We start from the raw sequence: 15,679 nt of genomic DNA, 5'->3' as shown, positions 1-15,679 counted from the left end.
TTGACTTGTCAGCTTCCTGAATGGTTGAATTGCTGTCTTGCTGACTTGTTGACTTGTTATCTAGTTGACTGGTGGACTTGCTAACTTGCTCAAATCCAGCCAAGACTTTATCCGTTGAGGATAGCGGGTCATTTTCGTCATTTAATCGGACACGTCGCTTTGCCATAGTTTTTTAATGCCTTTACATTTCAGCAATCAAACTGGCGATCACCCCATAGGGCTGCACTAGTTTTTTGTCGTTGGTATATATATGTATAGGTTCGTCGGCTAAGTTGGACTCGGAAAACTTGATGGACTTGGGAACTGGTTCAAAAATGCGTATGTCTTGCAGTCGTTTCTTGAGAGAATCCAAGACATCTTGAGTCATCACTGTGTTCTCAGCCATTGTCGGCAGTACCCCCAATATTCTTAGTTGAGGATTGAGGCGTTTTTGCACGCTGGCTAATGTTTCCAGCAGTGCAGCCAGTCCTTTGAGAGCAAAAAATTGACACTGCACTGGAATCAAAACTACATCCGCAGCTGCTAAAGCATTAACCGTTAACAGCCCCAAAGAAGGTGGGCAATCAATCAAGATGTGCTGGTATTGCTTGAGTATGGGGGCCAGTTTCTCTTTGAGGATGTAGAAGTTACCCACCTTCATGAGAATTTCGGTTTCTCCCTTCGCAAGATTAATGTCAGCAGGTAATAGGCTAAGTCCGGATTTAGTCGCAACTACGGCATCAATGACTTCTGCTTGTTCTGTAATTACGTCGTAGCAACTAAGAGAGTCGTCAGCTACTTCTACCCCTAAACCCGTGGTGAGATTACCTTGAGGGTCAAGGTCAATTGCGAGGACAGTACCCGAACAAGCCAGGATTCCCCCTAAACAGATGGTGGAGGTGGTTTTGGCTACACCTCCTTTTTGATTTGCTATCGCGATGATCATTGAATAAACAGCCAACCATGTTGCTTACGAGCTTACTGGCAAGCTATAAATATAGCAAGTTAGCTTCCTAACCAGCCAACAAGTTAGCTTGTCAACAAGTCGAAAATTTTCTGTCCGTTATAGCATATATATTGCAGTGGCTTTATTTTGTGCAAATTTAAAAGCTGTAAGTTCTTCAAAAAAAAGATACTGATGTTCAGTATTTAAACTAAACAGTTTATTCTGCCGCTGTGTCAGCCAGGCTGTATCTGCCCCTAATATAAATATAGATATCGCCGATTCGTGAGAGTCAACTATGACCGAAACCAAACCCAGCAGTGCTACCCGCAGAGGAAGAATTTTTCCCCAAATCCAGTGGACAGAAGAGAAAAAGCAAGCCAAGAAAACTTCTCAAGAAGAATTTTACCAACGCTGTAAGCCCATTTTTGATAGAGTCCAACCCGAACTAATTAAAACTCACTACAACTGGTATATGGCAGTCGAACCAGAAAGCCGCGAATACTTTGTTGATAAAGATGAGATGACTGCTATTAAAATGTCACGCCAAAAACACCCAAACTGTCCCGTTTTCGTCTTTAAAATTAACGAAACTGGAGTTGCTGGGACAATATGATATCAGGAAGGTTTGGTGATGGGGAGGAGTTAATTTTTGAAATCGAATTGATTGCCGCCAATGGATTTGAATTACCAATTGATGTGGTTTTAGATACAGGATTTTCTGATTGGTTAGCCATTGATCAGCAGGACTTGGAAGGGTTTGATTGGGAATATTTAGGCGAACGTTCGATGTTGATGGCAAGGGGTGTATCTAACTTTGATATTTATGCAGGCAAAGTCAGAATTGATGGAGAGATTTTTGATATTCCTGTTTATGCTGGTGATGGAGTACCAGAAGTTTTACTCGGTCGTCAATGGCTGACTAATCGTAGGTTAGTTGTAGATATGCCATCAGGTATTTTAACCTTGGGAAATTGACATCAAACAATAATAATTAATCAAAACTGAAATTAACCGTAAATAGATATAAAAATATTTCTCCCCTAGATGTCTTCAGTTAAACAACGCTCAATATCAATATAGGCATGGAGCCGAGATAGCTGCAAAAACGGAAATAGCGGCTAAAAAACCTTGCTAATTATAGTTTTCAAAGATTTTGGTAGTTAGAGAAATTGCAGCTTCAAATGGTCGCCTAATATGTGGCATCAAGACTTATTAGAGTAAACTCTATAAGCATTGACTGAAACTATTCCATTATCAACTTTTCCCACACTTCCTAAGTATTGTCTTGCTACATAATCAGTCTTTTTACCTTTTTTTCTATCTCCGGTTTCATCTATTACTACTGTAATCGCCTGACCATTCAATACTTGCTTAAGTTTATTTAAATCTTCGTTGTTTTAATTCATCTACTGACCAATCTGAATTAGCTAGGAAGTGATGTAATGACTGGGCTGAGTTTATACTTACTACCTTCGCTATCTCTGGTAATGATTTCCTTTTTACCGTAGATATGATTCCCAAGTGTAAATATTTGAAACACTCATAATTTCTTACTTCCTTAAATAAGTCCTGATAGTCTGCACAATATTCATCTATGATGGCAACTGTTGGGTGAGCATCTCTTGCTAAATGTTTCAGGATTTGTAACTCTACATCCATTGCCCCACGTACATTTCAGGGTTTTATTTTTTTATTCTTTTATTCAGAATACCCGGAAAGTGACAGAAGAGGGGTATTTGGTTTTTAGCGACTGTTAGTTCCTAGCGATCGCATCTGTTTTTGCGGAATTTACGCTATTGATTTTGACTTTTACCAACTTTCGATGGTTGAATAGTCTCTTTCTTCATACCCAGAACCCCTAAAAAATCAATGTTATTTTGCTGTCAAATACCAACTTTCACCCAAATGTTGGTATTTGAGAGAGTATATAGCGCTGCGATGTGCGATCACTCTTTGGAGAAATGGCTGGGTAGGATCTGCGATGGACAGATTCAGTAGCAAGAAATCAAAAAATAAGAAATGCTTGTGGTATGAAAGTTACAACTTGTTTACCACAAGCATTTTGGGTAGCTAATACTGCATAACCGTTTTGCGAAGTAATGACTATTCACAAAAATGTGAGCACATTTTTGCTTGATAGTTGAATAATTAAATTTGCTGTAGCCAACTTATTAAATCAGGTATCGATGAAATTCTTAAAAGTGCCTTACCTAAAGCTTCTAACTGTTCCTTGTTTAAAACTTCGACTTGCTCAACAATTGACGCATCAATATTACCAAAGCGTTCCTCAAGTAAAGACATACAAAAAGTCAGAGCTTCTTGTTGCTTTCCCTTCTGTAAAATATCCTGATAAATTACCGATTCTTGCATCACATCCTCGCTTAAAAATTGCCGAATCAATTCCTTCTCAAACTTCAAACCAGCTAAAATCTCTGTGTAAGCGGCAATATCCTGCCTAGTATTCCTATCGGAAATTCTAGCAACACTCTGGGCAACCTGCGATAGCAACCTTTGCGGTGAGGTTGTTCGGGTTAATGGTGCTAAAGGTAATAATGCTGGGTTATCAAGAAATTGTGCTGATTCTTGTTCCCACATCCGCAGGACTCGATAACGGTGAGTTGTTGTCTCATTTACGTATTCTTGGGTAAAAGCAATTTCGTTATTTGTCTCTTGCAAAAAAATTACTACCTGGGTTACAGGGACGTTATATTGACGTATTAACCTCACCGAATAGTCCAGCATTCTGAATGGCAGCGGTGGATTTGAGATGGTGCGGGTTTGAAATTCGATGTGTAGAATCCGATTGGCTGTTTGCAGAAAAGTCACAGAATCAACACGGATTGGTTCTAAACTCAATTCGGTCTTCAGTACCTTAACTTTTGTCGGTGCTTCAGTCAGTAACCAACTCACAAATTCTGTTGGGTATTTTTCAGCTAAAACCTTACAAAGGTTGTCAAAACTCACAATTTACACCCCATTTCACACCAAAATTATCGTTACATGGGAAAGAAAAATTGAATAATTTAATTTTTTGTTGTTCCCTAATTATCTTACAGAGAATTAAAATAGGGCTATCTGGGGAGAATGTCGCTATTCCTGCTCAATAAATTAACAAACGCCTCCAAGTGTTTCTGAGCTTTCTTATACTCTGGCGATTGCTTACCTAGCTTGAGACTAGCAAGGTAGAGATCGCGCAACCCCTCATAATCTGGCTGTGATTCCTGCCTGGGAGTTCAAGGGGCGACAATCACCTCTAAACCAAGCCAGATAAAGGTTTGAGAGTCACAGACCCCTTGAAAAAATTAGGTGCTTATTGAGAATGAACTGTATGCTTATTAAGCAGCTACCTGTAGGGTACAGTTTAATGGTAAAAAAGAACGGTCTGTAATTTAATTAAGACCGTCATAATAATGCTGGCATCATTCTACCAAAACTTTTTAGAAAAATACCTGAATAAAGCACAGTTAATCACCCTAAAGATGTTGGTATGGTTACTACAAAATCAAAAACAAGTAAAGATAGAAAGACTGGCAGCGACAATACCATTACCAATACAACAAAACAGTCGTAGACGGCATTTACAAAGGTTTTTAACGCTGAATGCCTTGAGTGTAGTATTGTTGTGGTTTCCGATTATTGAAGCCCTAATTAACCAACATTTCAAACTGGGGTCACAATTAACCATTGCAATGGATAGAACACAGTGGAAAGAAAACAATGTGTTGATGGTCAGCATAATTTACCAAAAAAGGGCGTGGCCAATATAGGCCAATATATTGGTGTCTGTTAGAGAAAGATGGTTGCAGTAAACTCACCCAACAGCAAAAAGTATTACGCCCAGTAATTCGGTTATTAAAAAAGTACAAATTAGTTATTATTGGTGATAGGGAATTTCATAGCATCGAATTGGGTAATTGGCTACACAAGCAGAATATAGGTTTTGTACTCCGTCAAAAAAAGGACACCACTTTCCAAGAAAAACGGCAAAAATTTCAGCCTTTAAGTAATATTGAGATTTATCCTGGTGTCCGCCAATTTTATACCAATGTCAAGGTTACTCAAAAACGTGGTTTTGGTCGGTTTAATTTAGGAGTCTACTGGAAAAGAAAGTACAGGGGTAAACAAGAAAAATCCGCTTGGTATTTATTAACTAATTTACCTGACTTAAACACTGCTCTCAAAATATATGCTCAACGTTTTGGGATTGAAGCGATGTTTAAAGATTGTAAAACTGGCGGATACAATTTGGAAAGCTCTCAAGCCAGCCCTGATAGACTTGTACGTTTAATTTTTTTAATAGCTTTAGCAATGACTAGTGCTTGGTTACAAGGTCAAAAAATTAAATTACAACGACAACAATCTTATGTCTGCCGTTCCCAAGCTCAAGGTAAAACTGAAAAAAGGCATAGTAATTTTTGGATAGGTTTGTATGGTTTTAATTGGATAGTTGCTTGGCATGAGTGTCAAGCATGGGTCGAGGAACTGGTCGCTTCCATTCGCAATAAGCAAGCATATTATCAGCGAGGTTTAAGGGCTATGGAGCTTATCCCTGTTGTGTCACTATCGCAGTAATATAAGGATGTAAAAAGCCCAGAACGAAGACACAGAGCATGGTAGAGCCTCGTCCACCCAAAGAAACCGTTAAATTTGTGGATGAATATTGTCTTTGGTATAAAAAGCTATTTTCAGATGTGAGGAATTTTGAAGCATTTAAGTATCTGCATATAGGATGTATTTCTGAATTAAAACGGAAAAGCTTACCAGAAATAGCGAAAATTGTAGGGTTAGATAACTATCAAGGGCTACATCATTTCTTAACTACACCATCTTGGGAAGTAGAAGAGTTAAGATCCATGAGATTAGAGCTAATTCTACAAATACTTAAAGGTAGGCCAATTATTTTAATAATTGATGAAACCGGAAATAAAAAGAAAGGTAATAAGACAGATTATGTGAAACGTCAGTATATAGGAAATCTAGGAAAAGTAGAAAATGGAGTTGTAGCAGTTACAGCATACGGTGTGTTTTGTGGAATGACATTTCCACTATTGTTTGAAGTGTACAAACCACGAGAAAAATTAAAGCCAGGAGATAAATATCTTACCAAGCCGCAAATTGGGGCAATGCTAATTAGAAAGCTACAGTTGATGGGTTTTAAATTCAACTTGGTACTGGCAGATAGCTTATATGGTGAGAGTGGCACAAATTTCGTATCTGTATTAGATGAACTGGGTTTAAATTATCTAGTAGCAATCCGCTCAAACCATTCTGTAGACTTGCTCAAAGGGCAGTATACCCAGTACTTAAAGTGGCATAGGTTTAATAGAGTATTCTCTGATTTAAGCAGTGAAAATCGGTTTATTCGTGAAATAATACACGGCAAACGTGAAGAACATAGATATTGGCAAATTACTACAGACACTGAAATATTACCCGGAAACTCTACCTGGTATGTAATGAGTAAATATCCAGATATTACACCCAGAGAAGCTGGAAATTTTTATGGCTTAAGAACTTGGGTTGAATATGGCTTAAAGCAAAGTAAGAATGAGTTAGGTTGGGCGGATTATCGTTTTACTCGCTATGAAGATATTGAACGATGGTGGGAGATTGTATGTAGTGCTTATCTCATGGTCAGTCTCCATTCAGAATCTCTGCGTCCTTCTCAAGGTAATTCTCAATCAACATTTGCTTCTCACCCCTGGTGGGATAATGGTAAAGGTTGGAAGAATATTTTGAATAATTTGCGTTTAGTTATTCAACCTTTCATTTTATTTAACCTCATATATCCCTGGTTAACAGTCTTTCCTATCCCTCAACTTTCATTGGGATTTGCTAAACTTCAAGCCATCGTTTATAGGCTCACTTCTCCAATTTTTATATTCCTCACTCACCCTGAATTCTATTTTTCCTCTGCCTAAAGTGACACAACAGGGTTAATAAGGGATTGAAGGAAGCAACGGTGAATCGGCGGTTGGCAGCGCTGAAAAGTCTGGTGGCGATGGGGCGGCAGTTGGGTGTCTGCGCTTACACTTTGAATGATATCAAAGCCAAGAAAAATCAAACTTATCGCGATACCACCGGGGTGAGTAAGGAAGCGATAGCGCAGATTCTGCTTCAGTGCAACCAAGACACCTTGAAGGGAAAACAGGATTATGCTTTGCTGCGCTTGCTGTGGGATAACGCTCTGCGGCGCAATGAAATTGCCCAAGCTGACATTGCAGACTTCAATCCCGGTAGTCGGACTTTGATCATTAGGGGCAAAGGTCAGGGAACGCAGACTCAAACAATCAAGTTGACCACATCTGCAACCACAGCGCTGATGGTCTGGTTAGAAGCCAGGGGGGAAACGCGCTTGGATGCACCGCTGTTCTGTGCTGTGGATAATGTCCATAAGGGGCACAGGCTCACGGGTGAGGCGATGCGCTATGTTGTGGACAAGTTGAGTCAGAAAGCGGGAATTACCAAGAAGATGTCGCCGCACCGCATCCGCCACAGTGCGATTACAGCGGCGCTAGATGCCACGGACGGGAATCTCCGCAAGGTGCAGAAGTTGAGCAGGCACGCCAAGATTGATACGCTGTTGATTTATGATGACAACCGCTCTAATGACCAGCAGGAGTTGTCGGATTTGCTGGGGGATATGGTTTAGGGGGGCGTTATCCTGAGTAAGGAATCAAAATGCGAAAGCGGTCTCCTGGTAAATCTTCAAATATTGCCCCTCGCCGTTTTAGGTCACGTTTTATATCCTCAGTAAGTTCTGAATTTTCTCCGAACAGAGCATTTTCAACTATGGCATCGTTCAGGTTGGCATCAATTAGGTAGGCATCAATTAGGTAGGCACCGCTCAGGTTGGCACCACTTAAGTTGGCACCGCTCAGGTTGGCACCGCTCAGGTCGGCACCGCTCAAGTTGGCACCACTTAAGTTGGCACCGCTCAGATTTCGAGCCTTAGATGACTGATTGACAATTTTCCACAGCAACCGCCATTTGTCGCTAATTATTGTTGCCTCGTCAATGACCGCATCATGCAGAGAAACACCGTTCAGGTCGGCACCCCTCAGGTTGGCACCGCTCAAGTCAGCACAATTCAAGTCAGCACCTTCTAAATTGGCACCTCTTAAGTCGGCACCGCTCAGGTCGGCACCGCTCAGGTCAGCATTACTGAGATTTGTGCCCCTCAGGTCTACACCACTCAAGTTAGTATCGCTGAGATCTCTACCACTAGCTCCCTGAGCAATAATTTCTTGGACTAGACGAATTTTATCTTGCTCTTCACCTGTAGTGCTGCTAGGTAATAACTGTACATCTTCAACAGGCATACCCAATACTTCTGTCAGTTCGCCTGATTTGATTTGCTCCTCCAGCCTTTTAAGACCTTCTTTTGAACCACTGAAGGTTATTTTGATACTGCCTTTTTCAATCTTCTCAATTTTTAAACTTGTATCCCCTGAAACTGCTTGCATCATGCTTAGAAAAGCTGCCTGAAAAGCAGGATTTTTTTGGAGAGTTTCTATATCGCCTGTAAATGTAATAACGAGTTGTTCGTTGCAGTTAGCATTTTGTTTTTTTGCTAGGGATACTGGAGAAGTCAATACCTGTGTAGCCTTAGGTCCCTCCTGGAGAACCTCACAGGTTTTTTCTCGTTCTGTGTCCATACCAAGCTTGCTGCTGGATTGCTCGTCTTCTGGCTCCAGTTCCGCAATCTCTCCCCACTCCAAGTCTAGTTCATTGCACATAGCTTGGAATAAGTGCTTTGCAACAGGTCGCCTTGCAAAAAATTTGCTTACGGTCTGCCGAGTACAACTTGCAGATCCTGCTATGTATTCCTGCGTCCAGCCCTTAAGTTGGAACGCTTTCTCAGCCTTTTTTAGCCCTTCTTTTGATGCTCGACATGACCGTGGCATTACGAACCCACAAGAACTTTTACACAAGTCTTACATAAGTTCGACGCTTTTATCAGACCAAAATTCAAGAAATCCAGAGTCCAATGGGGTTATTGAAACAAAAATCTACATATTTACCCCAGAGCCTGAGCTATGACAGAGAATATCGTACTTTCTCAGCCTAACTCTCATCCAGATCCTTACTTGACAGTAAAATTGACTATTGTGCAAGAACGCTTGCGCCAAGCCCGTTACAGTTTTAACCTGGCTCTGATTGCAACAGGGGTATCTTTCGGCATTAGCCTCATAGGTGCTGGACTTTTGATTTCCAATCAAGCCTCGGAAGGTACTGTTACTGCTGCTTGTGGTCTAGCTGCTAGTGTGCGCTCCATTCAGATGGCAAAGGACGCAAATAATAGGTTGGACAAAACTTTAGCTGAGTTAGATGAGGAAGGTTAAAGTTGTACCGCTAATGCTTGATTATTGAGCCACATATATAGTTACTCAGGGTGTGCCAGGGAGATTTTGGGGATGGATAGATAGTTGCAGCAATTCTCAAAATCTCCCATAACCGAAGATTTACGTGGCATTCCTTGATGTTGCCAGTATGATGCACAACAAACCAGAAAACCAGAAAACCAGAAAACCAGATTTATGGAAAACCAGAAGCGAATTGTCACGATCTCTAAGGACTTGATCAGCCACTTTCAATACTGCTCCCGCTTGCCGCCTTTGGCATCGCCAGGAATAAACAGACATAAAAATACCCCCATGAACATGAAGGGGGCTTTCTATGTGGTTCATATTTCTTCCAAGAAAAGAAGAGGATAATTTAGGTTCGGTATAAGGAGTTCTGTATATGTGCCCCATAGTAGCAACTGTGAATGTTAATGCTAAGGGTGATCTCTGATTCTTCAAGATAGCTTCACAAGAACTTATCAATAAAGCTGATTTTCACCCCAGGGCGATCTCTGTTGTGTCAGGGAGATTTGGGGGATGCAAAGACAGTTGCAGCAATTCCCAAAATCTCCCATAACCTGCAATGTACGTGACATTCCTTGATGTTGCCAGTATGATGCACAACAAACCAGAAAACCAGAAAACCAAATTTATGGAAAACCAGAAATATGGTTAACCAGAAACGAATTGTCACGATCACTGGATATAAAGGCGGGGTGGGGAAAAGCACTACGGCGGTGCATCTGGCGACGTTCTTGAGCGAACAAGGTAAAACTGTCCTGGTTGACGGCGACCAGAACCGTACTGCTTTGGCTTGGTCAAAGCGGGGGTCTTTCCCTTTCCTCACTGTGGATGAACGCCAAGCTTTAAAAGTTATTGCTGATGCTCAATTTGTGGTTATCGACACGCCAGCTAGACCTGACTCTGATGATTTAAAGGAATTAGCCAAGGGTTGCGACCTTTTAATCTTGCCGACTAAGCCAGATATTGTCAGTCTTGAGCCAATGCTGGAAATGGTGAAGGACTTAGGTGAAGCAAATTATCGCTGCTTGCTGACTATTGTCCCTCCCTATCCCAGTAAGGAAGGTGAAACTTTACAGCAGGAGCTTTCAAAGGGGGGAATCCCTGTTTTCCAGGCGATGGTTCGGCGAACTGTGGGTTTTGAGAAAGCGGCGATGGCTGGTGTCCCCATCCGAGATGTTGATGACTCGCGTTTAAAAACAGCTTGGGCTGATTACATTTCTCTTGGTGAGGAAGTTATGGAGATTTTGAAATGAGCAAGTACGGAGATTTAATTAAAAAAGCCAGAGAGACTGAACCAGAAAACCAGGAATCTGGTTTACCAGAAGACCAGATAACCATAAATACAGAAAACCGAAAAACCAGAAAGCCAGAAGACCAGAAATCTGGTTTGCCAGAAAACCAGAAAACCAGAAAGCCAGAAAACCAGAAATCTGGTTTACCAGAACAAGAGCTAGAGCAGGAAGAGATGGTCAATCTGTGTGTCAAAGTCCCTATCTCCCAGCGCCGCTACTGGATGTCTAAAGCTAAAGAGCAGGGGATTACTGTGACCTCAGTAATTCTGGAAGCGCTAAAAGAGAAATTTGGTTTACCAGAAAACCAGAAAACCAGAAAACCAAATCAATGATTTTTCAGTTCTGGCGATGGCATCAAGTTTTCTTTCCACGAGGAAGGGTCAAGTCTAACTTAGTGCGATCCCCTACCTTCCACCCCGAACTATTGAAAGCGGTCAACGTCAAGCTTGATACAATCAGGAACGTCAAACACAATTTTCTGATTGCGGGTGTGCGATGGAAGCGAGAAGCGAAATCACAATTAAATTCAGTGGCTCACTGCCCACAGCTAAACCAGCACCTAATAAAAAAGTCGAAATTGAACTTACGGATCAAAACGGCATTACCTTCACTGCTCTGCTTAATGCCAAAAGCTGGCGCAAGGCAGAGACGAATGCCTCGGAGTTTGCAGACTGGGCTGGAGCAATATCGGGCAAACTTGGTCAGCGAACAGACAACGGGTTTGAAGTTGTTGAAGCTGGTGTACAAATCTTTGAGAAAAAAAAGAAGGAAGAAAAATCCCTTGTCAGTACTGCCGCAGATGAAACTGCCGCAAGTTGAAATTGAAGCGATCGTCTGGATACTTAAATAGCAATCGCTAATCTCATGCTGCTTGCTCCTCTCAACCCCTTGGAGCGTGATGTCTTACAAAACATAAGTCCTGACTTAGACAACCAGACTCAAAAATCTTGACGGATTTGTAAGACATTGTAAGACAACAGGATGATTGTCAGGCGATCACCACCAAAGGTCATCAGCGTATTGTTCTGGATGAGCGCTCGCTGTTTTGCGTAAGGAGTTAGCTTAAACTTACTGGCAACAGTAATGTATCTTCAATCTTTTGCCGCACTTCAAGGCTCACATAACAATCGCTATTGAGACAATCAACAAGTAGCTTGTCGGCATTGAAGTACTGATTCAACAATTCCTTTTGGAGTTACTGAACTGCCAGTCATAACCGATATTGCGATGTTCAATCATCACATCTCTAAATCTTTCAGCCCAAGCTTGACCGTTCTCCTGCCACCAATGCTTGAATGCTTCATCAATCTTGTAGTAGTCAGGAAGTTGCTCTTTTAGTTGTTGGAGCGAACGCTGTAATTTGTTGTCATGGCTAAGGGCGAGGGCGGGGTCAAGTGAAGGAAGGATAAAACAGAGTCACTCATGGAGAAGTGATTAAATTAGTCTAGTTTGGCAATTAAACCCCATGTAACCTGTTGGGGTTCAAACGACAAAACTCATAAAACATATCCACTCATGGAGCATCGCCGAACTGAAAGAGCGCTTCGCTCAATTAGGCAGTGGCTGGGACGGGCAATGGATCTTCACTGTGACCTCTAGATCTGCAAGCCAGCCCCTGCCACTCCGCTGCGCCGCCTAATTGTCTTTCAGTTCTTAACACCTCAATCAAACTCTTTAAGAGCTATATGAAAAAGATAAGTAGGTAGGCATGAATAAACCTAACTATGTAACAGAATGTAAATCTCTCAAAACCCTTGCGATTGCTTCACTCCGCTTCTCTCCATTCGTAATGACGTAGTTATAAATTTTCGCGCCCACCTACTTATTCAGCCTCTTTATCTTAAAAGCATTCCGGATAAATCCAAAAAAGAGGGTCTTACCTAACATCCCTAAAACAGAGTCATTGAAGGATAACCAGGGTGACGTTTTTTGATTTGTATCACTGATTCGGATCGTAACAAATCTACATATAGCTCAAACTCCCTCAGATAAAGGGTTTGAAGCATTTTTGACAAAAATCGTTATGAAAATTTGTTCTAATATAGCTTGTATATACAAAAAAACTAATGCAAAAGAGCAAACTGACAATCTTAACAAATACTCCGAGGCAAATCAAATGAATACAAGCCTTGATAAAGAGTTGGTAACTGAAGCAGTAAAGGATAATCTACAAAAGATAATCCATGAACAAATAAATATATTTCAATCAGAGCTTGAGGAGACTCTTAACAAAAGTTCTTTAAGCGCTCAAGCAACAGATGATTTAAGAGATATTCAATGTTTAATCTCAAAAGCAAAACAAATTGAAGAAGATAAAGAATTAGGTGTATATGAAAAGATAGAATTGGTCTTTGATAAAATAGGTAAAGCTATTGAAGAAATAGAAGTATTCCAAGAAAAATATAGAAATAGTGAAAGGATTCCAAAAAAAGTAATAGAGGATCTAAAAAACCTTAATGATTCCTGTAAGGTTAGTATAAACCTAAGCCAGGAAAAGCTTGAATTTATTAAAAAAGCAGCAGATCTAGTAGCATCTGCAAAAGATGAATTCAACAAAGATAGTAGTGATGAAATTCTTGAAGATTGGGTAATAGCTATTGAACTATTTGCAGAAGCCATAGAAGTAAGATTTAGTTTATTCCCGGATACACCTTTAGGTATATTTGAAGACTTCGCTACATTTCTATTATCAAAAACATCAAATGTAAGTTACAAAACTACACAAAGCGAAGCTTTTAGGAGAAGAATACGCTACGCTTCAATGTTTATACTTAATTTAGTAAAAAAAGAGAGGCTGAATCGCTCAATACACGCTACCGCTGAAGCAAAAGCAATACAGCGAATAAAAGAAGACAAAGACATAGAATGGATAACAGACCCAGAGGAAGAAGAAAATATTAATATAGAAGAGATCAGTGATTTCTTCTAAAAAGGTGAATATACAAAAGAATTTCCATATCAGACGCCACCCTCAAATACGTCAAGATTTGCAAGATGTATGCGAGGAATTAAGGGAGAAGTTTGAAAAATTGTATACTACGATACTAAAAGTAGATCCATACAATTGTTACTTAGAAATCAATCCCGATAGATGCATACAATTAGACCATCATGAGTTAGACTCACACAGAGAGCTATCGGGATATAGGGCAATAGATATCATACATACAGTAGAAGGTTATAGGGAGTATTACAGAATTGTATATAGAATAATAGATACAGACAGGCAAAAATGTGTAGAAATAATTAGCTTTGGATTACATAATTATGCGTATGATCTAGCTAGAAAAAGAGTAAGAAATACTTAATAAGTAGTAGCTAATAATCGCAAAACTTGTTTAACTTTATCCTTTATAGCACCTCCAGCATTAGCCTTTAATTTTAAAGGGTCCTCAATAACAAAATAATTTGATCGCGCTGCTCAACAAACTTGTCAACAGGTTTATTCTCTTCACAACTAAACTTGCCAACAGGTTTAAAGCTTAAGAACTCAGGAGGGTTTGCAGCATCACTGCCCTCACCTATATAGTCCTGCTACCCAACCACAATGACCTCTAAGACAATAGGATAATTGCCAGGCGATCACCTCCGATGAACGCACCTTGTCATCACCGTCAAATGTGTAAGACAAAACCGCATCCGTCAGACTATTTCTCAAACATGTCTTACTAGGATCTAAGATTCTTTTTTATGCTTTGGAATTCCCAAGCAGACATAGAGTTAAATCAATAATAGTTTGACATTTATTAGGCGTTAATTTATAAAACTTAGCGCAAATAAGAAAAAAGTAAGTAAGGAATTTTTTTACTTGCTCAAAAGCTTAAATTATAAGGATTTGAGAAAGGTGCGACCGAGCATCATTCTTGCTCGGTCGGGGTTCAAATTCGTAGCATTGAATGTCACTTTACATTGTTCAGATCCGTAGGATAACTTTTACAAGACATAGAAAGCACCGACTGAAAGCAAATCACAATCATTCTCTTTGAATCCGATGATACTTCACGCTTGCTTTACATTTCTTGATAGTCATGTCAAAAAAATACTGTATTTTTACATAAAAAAATAATCTTTTATGGTATAAGAATTTTATCTAATGAGATAATTAAAGTTTTAATAAAGAAAAGTAGATAAGTAGTGTATTTACAGAGAAGTTGGCTATCGTGGTTTTTAATCGAAGTGATTAGTATTACCTTGTAAGGTGTACTCTAAAGTACGATTTTACAACTAGTAGATTCGGTTTTAACTGAATTGAAAGCGGTAATAACGCTATCTAAGATGCTGAGTGTACTTAAATTAAGCTTTCCCAACCGCCTTGATCCTTGAGTCGGTTAGAAGAGTTTGATTTACTACTGTTTAGCAGCAAATTGGCAGTATGTCTGCTAAGTGACAGTTAAGGGTGCAAAATATGGGTCACGTAGCATTCCTGAATAATTCGTGAGATTCTCTTTCTTTTCTTGACATCTATCCTGAGATAAACCCTCTTCTGGGCTTCTAATCCATTTATTTCCCAAAATAATTCTCACAACTTAGTAGGATTGCTGTATTCGTCTGACATTAACTAGCCAAGGGTAAACTAAAGAGCCAATCGAAAGAAAACATGAAACGGTTGCGTAAATTTTTCAGCCTAACAGGTGGAGATCGCCTGCTTCTGGTTAAGGCTGTTCTTCTACTTGCAGTCATCAGGGTTGGGTTGAAATTGCTACCGTTTCAGCAATTGCGTGGTCTTTTGGCAAAAATTGCACAGCCAAGGGCTAAGTTGCAGGCTGTAGATGAAGCTTTTGTCAACAAAGTTGCTTGGGCTGTGAGAGTAGCAAGCCCATACTTAAGAGCCGTATGTCTCCCCCAGGCTTTGGCTACGCAAGTATTGCTTGCTCGGTGTGGTTACCCCACTCAGCTACGCATTGGTATTACCAGAAGCAAGGGTGGACAAATCTCAGCCCATGCTTGGTTAGAAAGTCAGGGGGAAGTTGTGATTGGTAGTGCTGGGAATATGGCTCGTTATATTCCGGTTCCACTTCCAGAAGTAGGAAGTGATGAGAGTGGTAGTTGGCATTTATTTACTTAAATAAATGCAGGGTATGAACAAAAAAACA

The 15,679-nt window shown here is 40.2% G+C and carries 15 protein-coding genes and 1 pseudogene; 12 read left to right on the top strand and 4 right to left on the bottom strand.

What is annotated here, in order from left to right; genetic code table 11:
* Positions 1-181 precede the first annotated feature (181 nt).
* Positions 182-925, bottom strand: coding sequence for an AAA family ATPase (locus tag BV375_RS09975; RefSeq protein WP_086759925.1), 744 nt, complete (start codon positions 923-925; stop codon positions 182-184).
* A gap of 295 nt (positions 926-1,220) precedes the next feature.
* On the opposite strand from BV375_RS09975, the gene BV375_RS09970 reads away from it, so the two are divergent.
* Together BV375_RS09970 and BV375_RS09965 are read left to right on the top strand one after the other, a co-directional pair.
* Complete coding sequence (locus BV375_RS09970) at positions 1,221-1,538, top strand: hypothetical protein (RefSeq protein WP_086759924.1); 318 nt, start codon at positions 1,221-1,223, stop codon at positions 1,536-1,538.
* Entirely contained in the window at positions 1,535-1,900 is a 366-nt protein-coding gene (locus tag BV375_RS09965) for an aspartyl protease (protein WP_086759922.1), read from the top strand. Before BV375_RS09970 ends, BV375_RS09965 begins: the two co-directional genes overlap by 4 nt.
* Before the next feature lie 236 nt (positions 1,901-2,136).
* On the opposite strand, the pseudogene BV375_RS09960 reads toward BV375_RS09965, so the two are convergent.
* Together BV375_RS09960 and BV375_RS09955 are read right to left on the bottom strand one after the other, a co-directional pair.
* Positions 2,137-2,584: pseudogene (locus BV375_RS09960) on the bottom strand (transposase); the annotation flags it as partial.
* 489 nt (positions 2,585-3,073) lie between these two features.
* Positions 3,074-3,889: a DUF4351 domain-containing protein gene (locus BV375_RS09955; RefSeq protein WP_086759920.1), complete on the bottom strand. Its 816-nt coding sequence runs from the start codon at positions 3,887-3,889 to the stop codon at positions 3,074-3,076.
* 446 nt (positions 3,890-4,335) lie between these two features.
* Here BV375_RS09955 and BV375_RS37545 point away from each other — a divergent pair, with 446 nt between their 5' ends.
* Genes BV375_RS37545 through BV375_RS09935 form a run of 4 tightly spaced genes read left to right on the top strand, consistent with a single transcriptional unit; the run spans position 4,336 to position 7,577 of the window.
* Entirely contained in the window at positions 4,336-4,692 is a 357-nt protein-coding gene (locus BV375_RS37545; RefSeq protein WP_086759918.1) for a hypothetical protein, read from the top strand.
* A gap of 4 nt (positions 4,693-4,696) precedes the next feature.
* Positions 4,697-5,497, top strand: a complete 801-nt coding sequence (locus BV375_RS09945) for an IS4 family transposase (RefSeq protein WP_086759916.1) — start codon at positions 4,697-4,699, stop codon at positions 5,495-5,497.
* A 38-nt stretch (positions 5,498-5,535) separates the two neighbouring features.
* Positions 5,536-6,846 (top strand): IS701 family transposase, encoded by a 1,311-nt coding sequence (locus BV375_RS09940; RefSeq protein WP_086759914.1) that lies wholly within the window; start codon positions 5,536-5,538, stop codon positions 6,844-6,846.
* A gap of 26 nt (positions 6,847-6,872) precedes the next feature.
* Positions 6,873-7,577: a tyrosine-type recombinase/integrase gene (locus BV375_RS09935; RefSeq protein WP_243713898.1), complete on the top strand. Its 705-nt coding sequence runs from the start codon at positions 6,873-6,875 to the stop codon at positions 7,575-7,577.
* A gap of 7 nt (positions 7,578-7,584) precedes the next feature.
* Here BV375_RS09935 and BV375_RS09930 read toward each other — a convergent pair whose 3' ends face one another.
* Entirely contained in the window at positions 7,585-8,664 is a 1,080-nt protein-coding gene (locus tag BV375_RS09930; protein ID WP_243713897.1) for a pentapeptide repeat-containing protein, read from the bottom strand.
* A gap of 300 nt (positions 8,665-8,964) precedes the next feature.
* Here BV375_RS09930 and BV375_RS09925 point away from each other — a divergent pair, with 300 nt between their 5' ends.
* From BV375_RS09925 to BV375_RS09895, 6 genes are all read left to right on the top strand, one after another.
* Complete coding sequence (locus BV375_RS09925; protein WP_086759908.1) at positions 8,965-9,270, top strand: hypothetical protein; 306 nt, start codon at positions 8,965-8,967, stop codon at positions 9,268-9,270.
* Positions 9,271-9,938: 668 nt separating this feature from the next.
* Positions 9,939-10,547 (top strand): ParA family protein, encoded by a 609-nt coding sequence (locus tag BV375_RS09920; RefSeq protein WP_086759906.1) that lies wholly within the window; start codon positions 9,939-9,941, stop codon positions 10,545-10,547.
* Complete coding sequence (locus BV375_RS09915) at positions 10,544-10,918, top strand: hypothetical protein (RefSeq protein ID WP_086759904.1); 375 nt, start codon at positions 10,544-10,546, stop codon at positions 10,916-10,918. Before BV375_RS09920 ends, BV375_RS09915 begins: the two co-directional genes overlap by 4 nt.
* Positions 10,919-11,081: 163 nt before the next feature.
* The gene (locus BV375_RS09910; protein ID WP_086759902.1) at positions 11,082-11,405 is read left to right on the top strand and encodes a hypothetical protein; all 324 of its coding nucleotides are present in this window, start codon (positions 11,082-11,084) and stop codon (positions 11,403-11,405) included.
* Positions 11,406-12,609: 1,204 nt separating this feature from the next.
* Positions 12,610-13,515, top strand: a complete 906-nt coding sequence (locus BV375_RS09905; protein ID WP_086759900.1) for a hypothetical protein — start codon at positions 12,610-12,612, stop codon at positions 13,513-13,515.
* Positions 13,516-15,183: 1,668 nt separating this feature from the next.
* Complete coding sequence (locus tag BV375_RS09895; protein ID WP_086759896.1) at positions 15,184-15,651, top strand: lasso peptide biosynthesis B2 protein; 468 nt, start codon at positions 15,184-15,186, stop codon at positions 15,649-15,651.
* The last annotated feature ends 28 nt before the right edge of the window (positions 15,652-15,679 follow it).

Origin of the sequence: Nostoc sp. 106C, from assembly GCF_002154725.1 — a bacterium.
Lineage (GTDB): Bacteria > Cyanobacteriota > Cyanobacteriia > Cyanobacteriales > Nostocaceae > Aulosira.
This window is presented reverse-complemented; position numbering and strand designations above follow the sequence as displayed.

Bases quoted from the DNA above. Each gene is read 5' to 3' on its own strand.
- BV375_RS09895 (WP_086759896.1), top strand. From the start codon at position 15,184: ATGAAACGGTTGCGTAAATTTTTCAGCCTAACAGGTGGAGATCGCCTG.
- BV375_RS09920 (WP_086759906.1), top strand. From the start codon at position 9,939: ATGGTTAACCAGAAACGAATTGTCACGATCACTGGATATAAAGGCGGG.
- BV375_RS09970 (WP_086759924.1), top strand. From the start codon at position 1,221: ATGACCGAAACCAAACCCAGCAGTGCTACCCGCAGAGGAAGAATTTTT.
- BV375_RS09910 (WP_086759902.1), top strand. From the start codon at position 11,082: ATGGAAGCGAGAAGCGAAATCACAATTAAATTCAGTGGCTCACTGCCC.
- BV375_RS09915 (WP_086759904.1), top strand. From the start codon at position 10,544: ATGAGCAAGTACGGAGATTTAATTAAAAAAGCCAGAGAGACTGAACCA.
- BV375_RS37545 (WP_086759918.1), top strand. From the start codon at position 4,336: ATGCTGGCATCATTCTACCAAAACTTTTTAGAAAAATACCTGAATAAA.
- BV375_RS09965 (WP_086759922.1), top strand. From the start codon at position 1,535: ATGATATCAGGAAGGTTTGGTGATGGGGAGGAGTTAATTTTTGAAATC.
- BV375_RS09930 (WP_243713897.1), bottom strand. From the start codon at position 8,664: ATGTGCAATGAACTAGACTTGGAGTGGGGAGAGATTGCGGAACTGGAG.
- BV375_RS09940 (WP_086759914.1), top strand. From the start codon at position 5,536: ATGGTAGAGCCTCGTCCACCCAAAGAAACCGTTAAATTTGTGGATGAA.
- BV375_RS09925 (WP_086759908.1), top strand. From the start codon at position 8,965: ATGACAGAGAATATCGTACTTTCTCAGCCTAACTCTCATCCAGATCCT.
- BV375_RS09975 (WP_086759925.1), bottom strand. From the start codon at position 925: ATGATCATCGCGATAGCAAATCAAAAAGGAGGTGTAGCCAAAACCACC.
- BV375_RS09905 (WP_086759900.1), top strand. From the start codon at position 12,610: ATGAAAATTTGTTCTAATATAGCTTGTATATACAAAAAAACTAATGCA.